Source organism: Modestobacter sp. VKM Ac-2983, assembly GCF_026967885.1.
GTDB lineage: Bacteria > Actinomycetota > Actinomycetes > Mycobacteriales > Geodermatophilaceae > Modestobacter.
In genome coordinates this window covers 134,808-150,564 of the sequence record NZ_JAPVBK010000001.1, presented here as the reverse complement: position 1 = coordinate 150,564, position 15,757 = coordinate 134,808, and the positions used below count along the sequence as shown (strand labels likewise).

At 75.0% G+C, this 15,757-nt stretch carries 12 protein-coding genes; 5 read left to right on the top strand and 7 right to left on the bottom strand.

Annotation, left to right across the window (positions count from 1 at the left end):
• Positions 1-142: 142 nt before the first annotated feature.
• Entirely contained in the window at positions 143-2,794 is a 2,652-nt protein-coding gene (locus tag O2W18_RS00715; RefSeq protein ID WP_269185669.1) for a phosphatase domain-containing protein, read from the top strand.
• 184 nt (positions 2,795-2,978) lie between these two features.
• Here O2W18_RS00715 and O2W18_RS00710 read toward each other — a convergent pair whose 3' ends face one another.
• From O2W18_RS00710 to O2W18_RS00690, 5 genes are read right to left on the bottom strand one after another with little or no spacing between them, the layout of a single operon-like run.
• Positions 2,979-3,137: a hypothetical protein gene (locus tag O2W18_RS00710; protein WP_269185668.1), complete on the bottom strand. Its 159-nt coding sequence runs from the start codon at positions 3,135-3,137 to the stop codon at positions 2,979-2,981.
• Positions 3,137-4,018, bottom strand: coding sequence for a class E sortase (locus O2W18_RS00705; RefSeq protein WP_269185667.1), 882 nt, complete (start codon positions 4,016-4,018; stop codon positions 3,137-3,139). Before O2W18_RS00705 ends, O2W18_RS00710 begins: the two co-directional genes overlap by 1 nt.
• A 53-nt stretch (positions 4,019-4,071) precedes the next feature.
• Entirely contained in the window at positions 4,072-4,926 is an 855-nt protein-coding gene (locus O2W18_RS00700) for a MaoC family dehydratase (RefSeq protein WP_269185666.1), read from the bottom strand.
• Between the two features lies 1 nt (position 4,927).
• Positions 4,928-6,283 (bottom strand): 3-oxoacyl-ACP reductase, encoded by a 1,356-nt coding sequence (locus O2W18_RS00695; RefSeq protein ID WP_269185665.1) that lies wholly within the window; start codon positions 6,281-6,283, stop codon positions 4,928-4,930.
• Between the two features lie 32 nt (positions 6,284-6,315).
• Positions 6,316-7,599 (bottom strand): acetyl-CoA C-acetyltransferase, encoded by a 1,284-nt coding sequence (locus O2W18_RS00690; RefSeq protein ID WP_269185664.1) that lies wholly within the window; start codon positions 7,597-7,599, stop codon positions 6,316-6,318.
• Positions 7,600-7,704: 105 nt separating this feature from the next.
• Between O2W18_RS00690 and O2W18_RS00685 the strand changes: the two genes are divergently transcribed.
• Entirely contained in the window at positions 7,705-8,379 is a 675-nt protein-coding gene (locus O2W18_RS00685; protein WP_269186724.1) for a TetR family transcriptional regulator, read from the top strand.
• A complete protein-coding gene (locus O2W18_RS00680) occupies positions 8,376-10,418 on the top strand; it encodes an acyl-CoA dehydrogenase family protein (RefSeq protein WP_269185663.1) in 2,043 nt (680 codons plus the stop codon). The genes O2W18_RS00685 and O2W18_RS00680 overlap by 4 nt, the downstream gene beginning before the upstream one ends.
• On the opposite strand, the gene O2W18_RS00675 is transcribed toward O2W18_RS00680, so the two are convergent.
• Positions 10,419-13,244, bottom strand: coding sequence for a SpoIIE family protein phosphatase (locus O2W18_RS00675; protein ID WP_269185662.1), 2,826 nt, complete (start codon positions 13,242-13,244; stop codon positions 10,419-10,421). It lies immediately after the preceding gene.
• A gap of 193 nt (positions 13,245-13,437) precedes the next feature.
• Between O2W18_RS00675 and O2W18_RS00670 the strand changes: the two genes are divergently transcribed.
• Positions 13,438-14,526, top strand: a complete 1,089-nt coding sequence (locus tag O2W18_RS00670) for an EAL domain-containing protein (RefSeq protein WP_269185661.1) — start codon at positions 13,438-13,440, stop codon at positions 14,524-14,526.
• 91 nt (positions 14,527-14,617) lie between these two features.
• Complete coding sequence (locus tag O2W18_RS00665; RefSeq protein WP_269185660.1) at positions 14,618-14,791, top strand: DUF1059 domain-containing protein; 174 nt, start codon at positions 14,618-14,620, stop codon at positions 14,789-14,791.
• Positions 14,792-14,832: 41 nt separating this feature from the next.
• Here the strand turns inward: O2W18_RS00665 and O2W18_RS00660 are convergent, their stop codons facing one another.
• On the bottom strand, positions 14,833-15,756 hold the full coding sequence (locus tag O2W18_RS00660; protein ID WP_269185659.1) for an aldo/keto reductase: 924 nt from the start codon (positions 15,754-15,756) through the stop codon (positions 14,833-14,835).
• Between the last annotated feature and the right edge of the window lies 1 nt (position 15,757).

Genomic DNA, 15,757 nt, shown 5'->3' with positions numbered 1-15,757 from the left:
CGCTGCCAGGCGCAACGCCCGAGCGGACCGGGTGGTTCCACGATAGGACTGAGGACTCGCCCGCCCCGCCCGCGCAGTGCTGCGCTGCACGGCCGGGGCCACGCCACCACGCACCGACGCCACCACCCACGGAGCCGCCAGGATGACCGCACAGACCCACCGCCGGCGGAGCGGTCCGGCAGCAGACCCGGCCGATCCCACCGCCGACGCCCCCAGCCGGCTGATCGGGATCGCCTACCGGCTGGAGAACGGCCTGCGGGACCAGCTGGCCCGGGTGGCCCGACGCCGGGGCTGGCATCCTGCGGCGCTGACCTTCCCCGGCTACGGCGCCAGCGGTCGCGCCCGGGTGCTGGGCCGGGTGCTGCTGGCGCCGGTGGGCACCGACCCGGGGGCCCGGCGGGACATCCCGGGCTGGCGGCGGTTCCTCACCCTCGAGGAGCCCGGCGGTGAGGTGGAGATCGCGCTGGGCGACGTGCGGCAGACCGCCCGGTCCGATGCAGCCGGGCTCGTCGACGTCACCCTGGACGTGGCCCTCCCGCCCGGACCGGCGCAGGTCGAGCTGCGGGTGCCCGGGCGCGAGCCCGCGCGGGCGACCGTGCACGTCGCCGCGCCGGACGTCCGCCGCGGCGTGGTGTGCGACGTCGACGACACGATCTGGGTGACCGGGCTGCGGCACCCGCTCCGGGCCGCCTGGCGGACCTTCGCCCGGTCCAGCAGCGGGCGCACCGTGGTGCCGGGCATGGCGCTCTTGCTCACCCGGCTCGTCCAGGAGCACCCGGACGCCCCCGTGGTCTACCTCAGCAACGGGCCGTGGAACCTGGCCGGCCCGGTGGCCCGCTTCCTGGACCGGAACCGGTTCCCGGCGGGGGCCCTGCTGATGACCGACTGGGGCATCACGCCACGCGCCTGGTTCCGGGACGGCCGGGCCCACAAGCGGAGCTCGCTGGAGCGGCTGTCCACCGACCTGCCCGGGATCCGCTGGGTGCTCGTGGGGGACGACGGCGAGCACGACCCGGAGATCTACCAGGACTTCGCCCGCCAGCACCCGGACCGGGTGGAGGCGATCGCGCTGCGGCAGGTCCTGCCGGTCGGGGGTGAGCAGGACCGCGGTGAGCCGAGCGGTGCCGTCGGCGAGGTCCCGGTCGTCCGGGCTCCGGACGGCGCCGAGCTGGCTGCCCGCCTGGATGCCGCGCTCGACCTGCCACCCGCGGCCCCGGCCGGCCCGGAGGCCTGGTTCCTCACCGCTGACGAGCGCGGCAACGCCGCCACCCGGCTGCGGCCGTGGACCGAGGACAACCGGGTGCGGCCGATCGTGCACGGCCGCGCCTACTTCCCTGCCCTGGCCGAGGCGCTCGCCGGCGCCGGGCGCGGCGACGTGGTGTTCCTCGCCGGCTGGCGGGGCGACACCGACGAACTGCTCACCGACGACGGGCTGACGGTGGGGAAGGCGCTGTCCGACGCCGTCCGCCGCGGCGCCCTGGTCAAGGGGCTGATCTGGCGGTCGCACGTGGAGGCGCTGAGCTACTCCGCGGAGGAGAACCGGGGCCTGTCCCGGGACGTCAACGAGACCGGCGGCGAGGTGCTGCTGGACCAGCGGGTCCGGCCGATGGGCAGCCACCACCAGAAGTTCGTCGTCGTCCGGCACCGCGACCGCCCGGCCGACGACGTCGCGTTCGTCGGCGGGATCGACGTGGCGCACAGCCGCCGGGACGACGCCGCCCACGGGGGCGACCCGCAGTCCCGGCCGTTCGCCGACGCCTACGGCGACACCCCGGCGTGGCACGACGTGCAGGTGGAGCTGCGCGGGCCGGTCGTCCGCGAGGTCGAGACGGTGTTCCGGGAGCGGTGGGAGGACCCCGCGGCGCTGTCCCGGATGCCGTGGCACGTGCTGCCGGACCTGCTGCGCGGGCAGGACCGGACGCCGTCGTCCCTGCCCGAGGCGCTGCCGGCGCCATCGGGTGAGGGGTCCTGCGCGGTGCAGCTGCTGCGGACCTACCCCAACCGCTGGCCCGGGTACCCGTTCGCCCCCGACGGCGAGCGGAGCGTGGCCCGCGGGTACGCCAAGGCGCTGGCCCGGGCCGAGCGCCTGGTCTACGTGGAGGACCAGTACATGTGGTCCACCGACGTCGCCCGGGTGTTCGCCGAGGCCCTGCGTGCCCGGCCCCGACTGCACCTGGTGGTCGTCGTGCCCCGGCACCCGGACAAGAGCAGCCCGGTCAGCATCCTGCCGGCGGCCGTCGGGCAGGACCGGGCCCTGGACATGGTGCGGGCCGCCGGTGGGGACCGGGTGCAGGTCTTCGACGTGGAGAACGTGCGGGGCAACCCGGTCTACGTGCACGCCAAGGTCTGCGTGGTCGACGACGTGTGGGCCACCGTCGGCAGCGACAACTTCAACCGCCGGTCCTGGACGCACGACTCGGAGCTCACCGCCGCCGTGCTCGACGGCGAGCGGGACCCGCGGGAACCGACCGACCCGGGTGGGCACGGGGACGGGGCCCGCCGCTTCGCCCGGGAGCTGCGGCTGGAGCTGATGCGCGAACACCTCGGCCGGGCCGACGCCGACGGTGAGCTGCTGGACCCGGAGCGGGCGGTGGCGGTGTTCCGGGAGTGCGCCGCCGCCCTGGACGCCTGGCACGCCGGCGGGCGTCAGGGCCCCCGCCCCCCCGGCCGGCTGCGGGCCCACCACGTCGAGCGCCCGCCCCTGCGGGAGCGGCTGCTGGCCGCGCCCCTCTACCGCTACGTCATCGACCCCGACGGCCGCCCGCCGCTGCTCAAGGCGCGCCGCAGCATGTGAGCCCTTCAGGTGGGCGCCCCGGGGCTCTCCGACGACGACGCGCGCTGCGGTCACCGCCGCGGCGACGGAGGCCGGCCTGGTCGCCGACGACGTGGCCCGCGTCAGTCCCGACTGGCTGCTGGACGCGGTGCCGGAGGCGCTGGGCTGACACCGGCGGCGCGGGCCCGCCACCCCGTCAGGCGGCTCACTGGTCGATGGTCACGTCGTTGAACGGGAGCATCGGCTCGACCCACGGGAAGACGACGAGCAGCAGCAGCGCGCAGGCGGCGAGCGCCAGCAGCAGGGAGAGCAGCGCCTTGCTCGTCCGTCCGCCCGGGAGCGTCCGCCAGATCCAGCCGTACATCAGGAGTCCTCTCCGCCCTCGAGCAGGGCGGGCGGGCCGTCGGGCGCATCGACCTTGGCGACCGGGGCGCCGTCCAGGCCGGCGTGCACGATCAGGCGCTGCCGCGCGGAGTACTTCGGGTGGCAGGTGGTCATGGTCAGGTACGTGCCCGACGGCGCCGCACCGGCAACGCCGGGCATGGGGGCGATGACGTCGACGTCGGACGGCCGGACGATCTGCTGGCCGGGGATCCCGCTGGGATCGGTGGTGAAGTCGCCGGTGGCCGGGTCGCCGAGGACCCGGTACACGAACCACGCGTCCGCGGTCTCCACCACGATCGGGTCGCCCGGCCGGAGCTGGTCCAGGTCCATGAACGGTGATCCCTTGCCCACCCGGTGCCCGGCCATGGCCAGGTTGCCGGGCTGCCCGGGCATCGCCGTCCCGGCGTAGTGCCCCGGCCCCTGCGACAGCTGGGCCTCGTCGGTGCCCTGCAGCACGACCTGCTGGTAGTCCTCTCCCAGCCGCGGGATGCGCAGCACCGCGAGCGGCTCACCGGCCGCCGGCTCGACCAGCACCGGGAGCACGGCCGTGGGCTCCGGAGCGTCCGCCCAGACGTCGCGGATCTCCTCGGTCAGCTGGTCCTGCCGGCGGTCGTTGAGCAGGTCGGTGACGTAGACCTCGTAGACGACGAACAGCAGCAGCACCAGCCCCACGGTGACCATCAGCTCGCCGGCGCCGCGGGTCAGCACCACCCAGACCGGCTCCCGCGTGCGCTGCTCCGACGGGGGGTCCGGCTCCCGGGTGAGCTGATCCGACAGGAAGCCCGGGTCCCGGGCGGGCTCCTCCGACAGGAGGGGCAGCGCTCGGCCGGGGCTCACCTGCTGCATCGGCTGCGTGTCCATGACGGTGCGATGCTAGGTGAGCAACGACCCGTCATCGTGCGCCGCGCGGGAGCTCAGGACGGACGGATCCTTCCCAGCAGGTGCTCGGTGCCCGCCTTCGCGTTGCGGACGGCGACGTCCCAGCCGCCCCCGGCCTGCTCGGTCGAGAGCGTGACCGTCGCCGGGAGCAGCAGCGGCTTCCGGAACGCCACGTCCACCGACAGGGCCTCGGGCAGCCGGCCGGCCAGCGCCGCCAGCGTGCAGCTCTTCACCCACATGCCGTGCGCGATCGCCCGCTTGAAGCCGAAGGCCTTGGCGGTGACCCCGGAGAGGTGGATGGGGTTCACGTCGCCGGAGACCGCCGCATAGCGGCGACCGGTGTCGGCGGGCACCTGCCACTGGGCGTTGACGCGCTCCAGCTCCCCCACCGACATTGAGACGTCGGCGTCCGGCGCGCCGTCGGGCGCCGTCGCCCCGCGGGCCAGGTACGTCGACCGGCTGCGCCAGACCTCCGCACCCCCGGCGGAGACCGTGGCGCAGAGGTCGACGGTCGCCCCGCGCACGTGCCCGGCGAACCGCTCGGCCCACACCTCAACGTCCAGCGCTGCGCCGGTGCCGATCGGCGCCAACTGCTCGATCTGGTTGCGCACGTGCACGAGACCGGGCAGCGCGAGCGGGAACGCCCGGTCGGTCATCAGCGCCACCTGCAGCGGGAAGGCGAGCAGGTGCGGGTAGGTCACCGGCAGGGTGTCGGCGAGCGGGAACCGGGAGACCCGGGCGTAGTCCGCCAGGTGCGCCGGGTCGACCTCGACGCCGAGCCGGGCCAGCCGGGTGTCGGGCAGGTCGCCGCCCCGGCCGCGCGCGGTGAGCGCGGCCCGGGCGAACAGGGCCGGCATCGCCGGCGGGGTGTCGAGCACGGTGCGGGTCACGTCAGGCCCCCAGCAGCGACTGGCCGCAGACCCGGACGACCTGGCCGTTGACCCCGGCGCTGCCCGGCTGGGCCAGCCAGGCGATCGTCTCGGCGACGTCGACCGGCAGCCCACCCTGCTGCAGCGAGTTGAGCCGGGAGCCGACCTCACGGGTGCCCAGCGGCATCTTCGCGGTCATCTCGGTGACGATGAAGCCCGGTGCGACGGCGTTGATCGTGGCCCCGCGCTCGGCGAACTCCGGCGCCCAGCTGCGCACCATGCCGATGACCCCGGCCTTGGACGCCGCGTAGTTCGTCTGCCCGCGGTTGCCGGCGATCCCGGACTGCGAGCTCACGCTGACCACCCGGGCACCCGGCTTGAGCGCTCCCTCGGTGTCCAGCAGCGCCTGGGTGATGTCCAGCTGCGCCTGCAGGTTCACCGCCATCACCGAGTTCCAGCGGGCGGCGTCCATGTTGACCAGCAGCTTGTCCCGGGTGATGCCGGCGTTGTGCACGACGACGTCCACGCCACCGTGCCGGGCCACCAGCTGGGCGGCCAGCCGCGGACCGGCGTCGGCGCCGGTGATGTCCAGCGCCACCGCCGTCCCACCCACCTCGTTGGCGACCTCGGCCAGCTGCTCCCCGGCCGCCGGCACGTCGACGGCGACCACGTGGGCGCCGTCCCGGGCCAGCACCCGGGCGATGGCCGCACCGATCCCGCGCGCGGCACCGGTCACCACGGCGACCTTCCCCGCCAGCGGCCGGTCGGCGTCCTCCCCGGTGGGCAGGTCGGCGGTCGTGACGGCGAGCACCTGGCCGTCGACGTAGGCCGACCGGCCGGAGAGGAAGAACCGCAGCGGGCTCGCCAGCGAGCGCTCGGCCCCGAGGGGCACGTGCACCAGGTTCGCCGTCGACCCGCTGCGCAGCTCCTTGGCCAGCGACCGGACCAGCCCCTCCAGCGCCTGCCGGGCGGCGGCCTGGGCCGGGGAGGACGTCTCCGCCGGCGGGTCGGCCAGCACGAGGACCCGACCCGACGGCCGCAGCCGCTTGAGCGCGGGGGCGAGGAAGTCGTGGGCCGCGGCCAGGTCGGCCGGGCCGGTCAGCCCGGTGGCGTCCAGCAGGACGGCGGCGAGCCGCTCCCCGTCGGTCGAGCCGTCGGCGGCCACCGGGGACACGACGGTCACCCCGGCGTCGCGCAGCAGCCCGGTGACCTCCTCGCGCAGCCGGCCCTCGCCGGCCGACCCGACCACCGCCGGGCCCGGGAGCAGCGGCTGCCCGGGCTCGTACCGGCGCAGCTCCGCCGGCCGGGGCAGGCCCAGCTGCTTGGTGATGGTGGTGCCGAGGCCGGAGTTGGCGAAGTCGCGGTACCAGTCGCTCATGGGGTTCTCCTCAGGGACGGGGGCGCGGGTGGTCAGGACTCGAGGATCGCGACGACGCCCTGGCCGCCGGCGGCGCAGATGGAGATCAGGCCTCGCTTGCCCGGCCCCGCCTCGTGCAGCGTCTTGGCCAGCGTCGCGACGATCCGGCCACCGGTCGCGGCGAAGGGGTGCCCGGCCGCCAGCGACGAGCCGTGCACGTTCAGCTTGCCCCGGTCGATCGAGCCCAGCGGCGCGTCCAGCCCGAGCTTCTCCTTGCAGTACTCGGGGCTCTCCCAGGCCTTCAGCGTCGCGAGCACCGTGGAGGCGAACGCCTCGTGGACCTCGTAGAAGTCGAAGTCCTGCAGGGTCAGCCCGTTGCGGGCCAGCAGCACCGGCACCGCGTAGGCCGGGGCCATCAGCAGCCCCTCGCCGCCGTGCACGTAGTCGACCGCGGCGGTCTGCGCGTCGACCAGGTGGGCCAGCACCGGCAGGTCGTGCTCGGCGGCCCACTCGTCGGAGGCGAGCAGGACGGCGGAGGCCCCGTCGGTCAGCGGGGTCGAGTTGCCCGCCGTCATCGTGGCGCCCTCGCCCTGCCCGAACACCGGCTTCAGCTTCGCCAGCTTCTCCAGCGAGGTGTCCGGGCGCAGGTTCTGGTCGCGGGTGAGGCCGAGGAACGACGTCACCAGGTCGTCGAAGAAGCCGCGGTCGTAGGCGGCGGCGAGGGCCTGGTGCGAGCGGACGGTCAGCTCGTCCTGCTCCTCCCGGCCGATCTCCCACTCCGCGGCGGTGATCGCTGCGTGGTCGCCCATCGCCAGGCCGGTGCGCGGCTCGGCGTTGCGGGGGACCTCGGGGACCAGCTGACCGGGCCGGATCCCCGCCAGCGCGGAGAGCCGCTGCTGCAGCGTCTTGGCGTTGTTGACCGCCAGCAGCACCCGCCGCATGTCCTCGTTGAGCGCCATCGGCGCGTCGGAGGTGGTGTCGACGCCCCCGGCGATGCCGGACTCGAGCTGCCCCAGGGCGATCTTGTTGGCGACCAGGACGGCCGCCTCCAGACCGGTGCCACAGGCCTGCTGGACGTCGTAGGCCGGCGTCGCGGCCGACAGCCGGGAGCCCAGCACGCTCTCCCGGGTGAGGTTGAAGTCGCGGGCGTGCTTGAGGACGGCGCCGGCGACGACCTCGCCCACCTGCTGACCCTGCAAGCCGAAGCGGGCGACGAGCCCGTCGAGGGTGGCGGTGAGCATGTCCTGGTTGCTCGCCCGGGCGTAGGCGCCGTTGGAGCGGGCGAACGGGATGCGGTTGCCGCCGACGATCGCGGCCTTCCGGGTCTGCGGTGCCATGAGGACCTCCAGGAGGTGGTCACCACCAAAATGGCCATTCTGGTGGAGGGTGTTCCAGTCACAATTCCGATACCGAGAGTATCAGGTACCGTTGGTGTCGTGAACATGGAGACGGCGGCCAGCCCCCGCGACCGGCGCGACTCCCGCTGGGACGAGCACCGCCGGGCACGCCGCGAGCAGCTGGTCGACGCCACCCTGGCCGCGGTCGGCAAGCACGGCGCCGGCGTGGGCATGGAGGAGATCGCGGCAGAGGCCGGCACCAGCAAGACCGTCGTCTACCGGCACTTCGCCGACCGCAGCGAGCTGTACGTCGCCGTCTGCGCGCGCGTGGCGGCGCAGCTCACCCGCAAGCTGCGCGAGGCGATGGGCAGCAGCGACCACCCGCGGCAGATGGTGACCGCCGCCGTGGAGACGTACCTCGCGTTCATCGAGGCCGACCCCGAGGTCTACCGCTTCGTCGTCGGGCAGGCCCTGGTCGACCGCCCGGTCGATGCCGACCCGATCAGCAGCCTGTCCGACCTGGTCGGTGACGAGGTCGGGGCGCTGGTCGGCGCGGCGCTGACCAGTGCCGGGCAGGACACCGCCGCGGCCGCTCCCTGGGGGCACGGCCTGATCGGCCTGGTCCGAGCCGCCGCCGACTGGTGGTTGCGCGCCGACCGCCCCATGCCCCGCGCCGAGCTGGCGACCCACCTCACCGACCTGGCCTGGCTGGGCCTGCGCGGCGTCGTCACCCCGGACCCCTCAACCCAGACCCCCGCGAGTCCGATGGAGGAAGCATGACCAGCACCCCCACCCCCCTGACGCCGGTCGACGCCGCTCGGCTCACCGAGGTCCTCGACGGCCGCTGGGCGCAGGTGCGCCGGGACAGCCGCGAGCAGCTCGGCCACTCCCGGTACGCCCCGGTGTACGGCGAGTCGATGACCGAGGCGCGGGAACGGATCACCGCACTGGCGTCGGAGCTGGCCACCACCGGCCGGGTCTCCCTCGGCTTCCCCGTCGAGTACGGCGGCGCGGACGACGCCGGCGGCTCGGTCACCGCCATCGAGATGCTCGCCCAGGCCGACCTGTCGCTGATGGTCAAGGCCGGCGTGCAGTGGGGGCTGTTCGGCGGCGCGGTCCAGGCGCTGGGCACCAAGCGCCAGCACGACCGGTACCTCCCCGACATCATGAGCTTCGCGCTGCCCGGCTGCTTCGCGATGACCGAGACCGGCCACGGCTCCGACGTCCAGCAGCTGCGCACCACCTGCACCTACGACCCGGCCACGCAGACCTTCGACCTGCACACCCCGCACGAGGCCGCGCGCAAGGACTACATCGGCAACGCCGCGAAGGACGGCCGGATGGCCGTCGTCTTCGCCCAGCTGGTCACCCAGGGCGAGGGACGGGGCGTACACGCGTTCCTGGTCCCGATCCGGGACGCCGACGGCGCCCCGGTGCCCGGCGTGACGATCGGCGACGACGGGCCGAAGGCGGGGCTGCTCGGCGTGGACAACGGGCGGCTGACCTTCCACCACGTCACCGTGCCGCGCGACATGCTGCTGGACCGCTACGGCCAGGTGGCCGCCGACGGCACGTACACCAGCTCGATCGAGAACGAGACCCGGCGCTTCTTCACCATGCTCGGCACCCTGGTGCGCGGGCGGGTCAGCGTCGGCGGCTCGGCCGGGTCGGCGACCAAGGTGGCCCTGGAGATCGCCGTCCGTTACGGCGACGTCCGCCGCCAGTTCTCCGCCCCCGGTGAGGACCGGGAGGTCGTGATCAACGACTACCTGGTGCACCAGCGCAAGCTGCTGCCGGCGCTGGCGAAGACCTACGCCCTGAACTTCGCGCAGGAGGAGCTGACCTCCACCATGCACGACGTGCTGGGGAGCGCCGACGTCGACGAGGCCGCGCAGCGTGAGCTGGAGTCCCGGGCGGCCGGGCTGAAGGCGGTGACCACCTGGCACGCGACCCGGACCATCCAGCTGTGCCGCGAGGCCTGCGGCGGGGCGGGCTACCTGGCGGAGAACCGGCTGCCCACGCTCAAGGCCGACACCGACGTCTTCACCACCTTCGAGGGCGACAACACCGTGCTGATGCAGTTGGTCGCCAAGGGCCTGCTCACCGGCTACCGGGACGCGTTCGGCTCACTGGACGGCTGGGGCCGGGCCGCGTTCGTCGCCGAGCAGGTGCGCGAGACGGTGCTGGAGCGGACGGCGGCCCGCGGGCTGATCCAGCGGCTGGTCGACGCCGTACCCGGCCGGGACGAGGACGTCTCGATGCTGGACCGGGGCTGGCAGCTGGCCACGTTCGAGGACCGCGAGAAGCACGTCCTGGAGAGCGCGATCCGGCGGCTGCGCGGCGGCGCCGCGGCCAAGAAGGACCGGCCGTTCGAGATCTTCAACGACGTACAGGACCACGTGCTCGCCGCCGCCCAGGCGCACATCGACCGGGTGGTGCTGGAGGCCTTCGTCGCCGGCATCGAGCGCACTCCCGACCCGGCCGCGAAGGCGCTGCTGGCCCGGGTCTGCGACCTCTACGCGCTGAGCACCATCGAGGCCGACAAGGGGTGGTTCCTCGAGCACGGCCGGCTCACCCCCACCCGGGCCAAGGCGCTGACCGGGGTGGTGAACGACCTGCTCAAGGAGCTGCGGCCGCACATGCGCACCCTGGTCGACGCCTTCGCCGTCCCCGAGGCCTGGCTCAACTGCGCGATCGTGGCCGAGGAGCCCGGCCGGCAGGAGGCGATGGCCGCGCACGACGCCGCGCTGCGCGCCGGCGGGGTCCAGCCGCAGCAGGCCGCCACCGCGACCGACCTGGAGATGGCCCCCGCCCAGTGATCAGCTGCGGCCGGCCTCCGGGTGCACCGCCGGGGCCGGCTCCATCCCGGGCGGCACGTGCTGCAGGCCGGCTTCGGCCGGGCGTGGCCGGTCCTGCCGGTGCAGCCGGACCGCCAGCAACGCGACGTCGTCCTCGGTGTCGGGCAGGTACATCCGCTGCAGCAGCCGGTCGCACAGCTGCTGCAGCGGCAGCTCGGTGAGCCCGGCCAGCACCCGGCACAGCTCCGCGATCCCGGCGTCGAGGTCCCGGTCACGCCGCTCCACCAGCCCGTCGGTGTAGAGCAGCAGGGTGCCGCCGCGGCCGATGACCGCGACCCGATCGCTGCGCACGGTGCCCGGGTCGACCCCGAGCAGCAGGTCGGGGTCGTCGCCGTCCAGGACGGTCACCTCGCCGTCCGCGCTGATCAGCACCGGTGGGGGGTGCCCGGCGGTCGCCCAGCGGATGCGGGTCTCGGCTGCCGACACCTCCGGGGGGTCCTGCTCCAGCCGGGCGATCAGCGCGGTGGCCATCACGTCGAGGTCCAGCCCGGAGCTGGCCCGGTCGAGGCCGGTCAACACCTCCGCCGGGGTGCCGCCGGTGTGGTGCCCGATGCCGCGCAGCAGCCCGCGCAGCTGGCCCATCGCCGCCGCCGCCCGGCTGTCGTGCCCGACGACGTCCCCGATCACCAGCATGGTCGCCCCGTCGGGCTGGACGAAGGCGTCGTACCAGTCGCCGCCGACCTCGGCCCCGGCCGCCGCCGGCACGTACCGGACGGCGATCTCGCAGTGGTCCGGTGCCGGCGGCGCGGTCAGCATGCTGCGCTGCAGGGTCTCGGCGAGCTGCCGCTGCTGACCGAACAGCCGGGCCTGCTGCAGCGCCACCCCGGCCCGCCGCCCGAGCTCCAGGGCGGTGTCCAGCTCGACGTCGGTGTGCCGGCCCCGCTCGGCGGTCACGTACAGGCCCAGCGCCCCGAGGGTGCGCCCGCGGCTGACCAGCGGGACGACGATGCCGGAGTCGGGGTGCAACCGGGCCAGCTGCTCGCGGGCCACGGCGTCGGGCAGCGCCCGGGTGACGTAGGCAGCGTTCAGGCCGGGCACCCGCAGCGGCCGTCCGGTGCGGGTGACCACCCGGGCGGCGGCGTGCTCGGTCATCCCGCCGACCATCGCGCGCACGTAGTCGGCCAGCTCCGCCGACCTGGACCGGTCGCGGTGGGCCGAGGCCAGCTGGCGCATCCGGCCGTGCTCGTCGGCGACGACGACCCAGCACCAGTCGCCGAGCGCGGGGACCACCAGCTCGGCCAGCCGGCCCAGCTGCTCGGTGATCTCGAGGGTCCCCGAGAGCACCCGGCCGGTCTCGGCCAGCAGCTCCAGCCGAACGTTGGCCGCGGCCATCGCCGCGAGGGCGGCGTCCCGCTGGGCGTCTGCGTGCAGCCGGGAGACGCTCAGCCCGATCTGGGCGGTGAGCGCCTGGAGCAGCTCGAGGTCCTCGGGGGTGAAGACGTGGTCCTCGGCCCACACCGCGGTGAAGCTGCCCAGCAGCCGGCCCTCCAGCCGCAGCGGCAGCGCGGCGAGAGCCCGGACCCCGACCAGGTCACCGACCTCGGCCATCCGCGGGAAGCGGGCCACCGCCGCCGCCCGGTCGCCCAGCAGGACCGGTTCACCGTGCCGGGCCACGTACTGGGTGGGGAGCTCGTCGTCGAGCGGGAGCTCCACGCCCTCCTCGGACAGGACGGCGTCGGTTCCCGACTCGACGGCGTCGACGAGGCGGCGGGTCATGTGCAGCCGGAGCGGGCCACGGCCGACGGCGAAGACGGCCAGCGCGCTGGCGTCGGCGCCGAGCACGGCCGCGCCGCGCAGGGCTGCCTCGGCCAGCTCCGACATCCGGTCGGCGTTGGCCAGGTCGGCAGCGACCTCGGCGATCACCGCGGCCCGCTGCACCGCAGCCAGCCGCAGCCGCGCCTGCTGCCGCGCCTCGGTGACGTCGACGGTGGTGCCGAGCAGGCGCACCGGCTCACCCGACTGGTCGCGGCCCACCCGACCCCGGGAGACCGTCCAGCGCACCTCGCCGTCGGTCCGCAGCACGCGCATCTCGACGACGAAGTCACCCGTGCCGGCCAGGGCCGCGTCCATCGCCTGCTGCAGCGCACCGTGGTCGCCGGGGTGGATCCGCTGCGCCACCTCCTCCTCACCGCTGAGCTCGACCGGGCCCGGGAGGCCGAAGATCGCGGCGTTGCGCTCGTCCCAGGTGGTCACCCCGGTGCGCAGGTCGCGCTCCCAGCTGCCGACCTCGCTGGCCTCCAGCGTCAGCTCCAGCCGGCTCAGCGAGGAGCGCACCGCGATCGAGGCGGCGACCAGCTCGAGCTCGGTGACGACGGTGGCGGCCACCTCGCCGGCGAGGACGACGTCGTCCTCGCTCCAGGGCCGGGGCTCCGGGGAGAGCAGGGTCAGCGCACCGACCACGTCACCGGCGGCGAGCACCAGCGGCAGGGAGAGGCAGCTGCGGACCTCGCCGGAGGCCACCGCCGACTGCCCGGCGACCCGCGGGTCAGCGGCGGCATCGGGCACCACCAGCGGTGCCCGCAGGCGTGCGGCGACGCTGCCGGGCACCTGGTCCAGCGGGGTGGCCGAGCCCTGCGCCGTCGGTCGGCCGCAGCCGCCGACCCGCACCGCGACGTCCGTCAGCAGCACGACCTGCGCCGTCGGGACGGCCAGCAGCCGGCTGGCCAGGTGTGCCAGCCGGTCGAACGGCGCACTCCCGGGCAGCTCGGCGAGCAGTCGTCGGGCCACCGCTACCCGGGCCGGGTCGCCGAGCGGGTCGGGTACGGCAGGCGTGCTCGGTGCGGGCACGGCTGGCAGCCTCCCTGCTGGCGCCGGCCAGGCCGGACACGGGTGCCGGCGGCCGCCGGCACGCCCTGCTCGCGCGGGCTGCCCCATGCTGGCACGTCCGGCACACCAGGTCCGGCACCGGCGGCTCATGCGGTGTCCCCCGCTGGGGTGGGGCGGGCTCAAGCAGGTCGGTGGTGCGGCCGATCCAGGAGAGGTGACGTCGACCCTCCCGGACCGCTGGGACTGCCGCCCGCTGCTCGCGGGCGAGGAGGACCTGACCGTCGTCTTCCAGCCGATCGTCGACCTGGCCTCGGCCTCGGTCGCCGGGTACGAGGCGCTCGCGCGGTTCCCGGGCACCGCCTCCCCGGACGTGTGGTTCGCCGCCGCCGCCGAGGCCGGCCTGGGCGCCGAGCTGGAGGCGCTCGCCCTGCGGAAGGCGCTGGCCGCCCTGCCGGACCTGCCGCCCAACACCTTCCTGACCGTCAACGTCAGCCCCCACCTGCTGGGCACCGCCCCGGTCGCCGCCGCCCTGGCCCAGCCGGCCACGCTGCGCCGGGTGGTCGTCGAGCTGACCGAGCACATGCCCACCCCGGACCTGAGGGCGCTGCGGGAGCAGACCGCCGCGCTGCGCGGCCGCGGCGCGCTCATCGCCATCGACGACGCCGGCTCCGGATACGCCGGGCTGCAGCAGCTCGCCGAGGTCCGCCCGCAGCTGGTCAAGCTCGACCGGGCCCTGGTCGCCGGCGCGGACACCGACCCGGTGAAGGCCGCGCTGGCGGAGATGGTGGGCACCTTCACCAGCCGGATCGACGCCTGGCTGCTCGCCGAGGGCGTGGAGACCGTGGGTGAGCTCGCCCTCTTCGCCCGGCTCGGTGTCCCGCTGGCCCAGGGCTGGTTGTTCGGCCGCCCCGCAGCGCACTTCGCCCCGCTCTCCCCCGAGGTCACCCAGCTGGTGCGCACCCAGGTGGCCCGCGCCCAGCTGACCGAGAGCGTGGCCAGCCTGCTGCGCCCCCTCCGCCAGCGGGAGGAGTTCGACGGCGACGACGGCCCGCCGCCCTACGTCGTGCTGGACCGCGCCGAGGTGCCCACCGAGCTGGTGCTCGCCGACCCGCGGACCGGTGCGCCGTACCGGGCGCCGGTGTCGCTGCGTGTGCACCCGTCGGCCGGGGTCACCGAGACCCTGCGGCGCGCGCTCACCCGCCCGCCCGCGCACCGGTTCGACCCGGTGCTGTGCACCGACCGCAGCGGCGCCGTCCTCGGCCTGCTGCGGATCGAGGACCTGGCGTCCGCCGCCGCCACCTGAACCACCGGGGGCCCTGACCCCGCCCCCGGTGCACCACCCCGGACCGCCACCCGGCGGACGGGTCCCGCACCACCCGCGCACGGGAGCCCACATGAAGGCCTTCGCCTGCGGGGACGTCGTCCCCGGCTGCACCGTCACGTTCACCGGCTCCGACGAGGACGCCGTCCTCGGTCAGGTCGCCGCCCACGCGACCGCCGACCACGGACTGGGCACCGTGCCGCCGGGACTCGTCGACCAGGTCCGCGCCCACATCGTCTCGGTCTGACGACGCGCCCCGCCCCCCCCCACGGGGCCGGGGTCCCGTCGTCAGCGGCTGGCGTCGGTGAGGCGCTGCCGCTGCTCGTCGGTGAGCACCAGGTCGAGCATCGGCAGCAGGTCGGCCAGCTGCTCGACCGAGCGGCCGCTGGCGATCGGTGCGGTGACCGACGGCTGGTCGGCCAGCCAGCGCAGCGCGACCGCGGCGCTGGTGACGGTGTGGGCCTCGGCGACCTCGGCCAGCGCGGCCAGCACCCGGTCACCCTTCTCCCCCACGTACTGCGCGGCGCCCTTGGCCCGCGGTGAGTCGATGACCTCCCCCGCCCGGTACTTGCCGGTCAGGAAGCCGCGCGCCAGCCCGAAGTAGGGCATCGACCCCAGGCCGCGCTCGGTCACCACGCCGGCCAGCTCGGCCTCGTACGCCTCGCGCTCCATCAGGTTGTAGTGCGGCTGCAGTGCGACGTAGCCGGTGACGCCCAGCTGCCGGGCGGTGTCCAGCGCCTCGGTCAGTCGCTTCGCCGAGTAGTTGGACGCCGCCGCGTACCGGACCTTGCCGGCCTGCACCAGCTCGTCGAAGGCGGTGAGCGTCTCCTCCAGCGGCGTCGTCTCGTCGTCGTAGTGGGCGTAGTACAGGTCGATGGTGTCGACCTGCAGGTTGCGCAGCGAGCGCTCGGCCGCCGCCCGGATCTCCGGGGCCGAGAGCGGGTGCTCCTTGTCCCCGGGCGAGGCCTTGGTGGCCACGACCATCCGGTCGCGCATGCCGCGCTCGGCCATCCAGTTGCCGAGGATCGTCTCGGAGACGCCGTCGCCGTACATCTCGGCGGTGTCGACGAACGGCGACTGGGTGCTGGGGACGGCGTCGTAGAAGCGGTCGAGCAGGGCGAAGGACGTCGGCTCGTCGGCCGTCCAGCCGAAGACGTTGCCACCCAGGCAGAGGTCGCTGACGGTCAGATCGGTCCCGGGGAGCTGAGGCATG

Bases quoted from the DNA above. Each gene is read 5' to 3' on its own strand.
- O2W18_RS00715 (WP_269185669.1), top strand. From the start codon at position 143: ATGACCGCACAGACCCACCGCCGGCGGAGCGGTCCGGCAGCAGACCCG.
- O2W18_RS00710 (WP_269185668.1), bottom strand. From the start codon at position 3,137: ATGTACGGCTGGATCTGGCGGACGCTCCCGGGCGGACGGACGAGCAAG.
- O2W18_RS00705 (WP_269185667.1), bottom strand. From the start codon at position 4,018: ATGGACACGCAGCCGATGCAGCAGGTGAGCCCCGGCCGAGCGCTGCCC.
- O2W18_RS00695 (WP_269185665.1), bottom strand. From the start codon at position 6,283: ATGAGCGACTGGTACCGCGACTTCGCCAACTCCGGCCTCGGCACCACC.
- O2W18_RS00690 (WP_269185664.1), bottom strand. From the start codon at position 7,599: ATGGCACCGCAGACCCGGAAGGCCGCGATCGTCGGCGGCAACCGCATC.
- O2W18_RS00685 (WP_269186724.1), top strand. From the start codon at position 7,705: ATGGAGACGGCGGCCAGCCCCCGCGACCGGCGCGACTCCCGCTGGGAC.
- O2W18_RS00680 (WP_269185663.1), top strand. From the start codon at position 8,376: ATGACCAGCACCCCCACCCCCCTGACGCCGGTCGACGCCGCTCGGCTC.
- O2W18_RS00665 (WP_269185660.1), top strand. From the start codon at position 14,618: ATGAAGGCCTTCGCCTGCGGGGACGTCGTCCCCGGCTGCACCGTCACG.
- O2W18_RS00660 (WP_269185659.1), bottom strand. From the start codon at position 15,756: ATGCCTCAGCTCCCCGGGACCGATCTGACCGTCAGCGACCTCTGCCTG.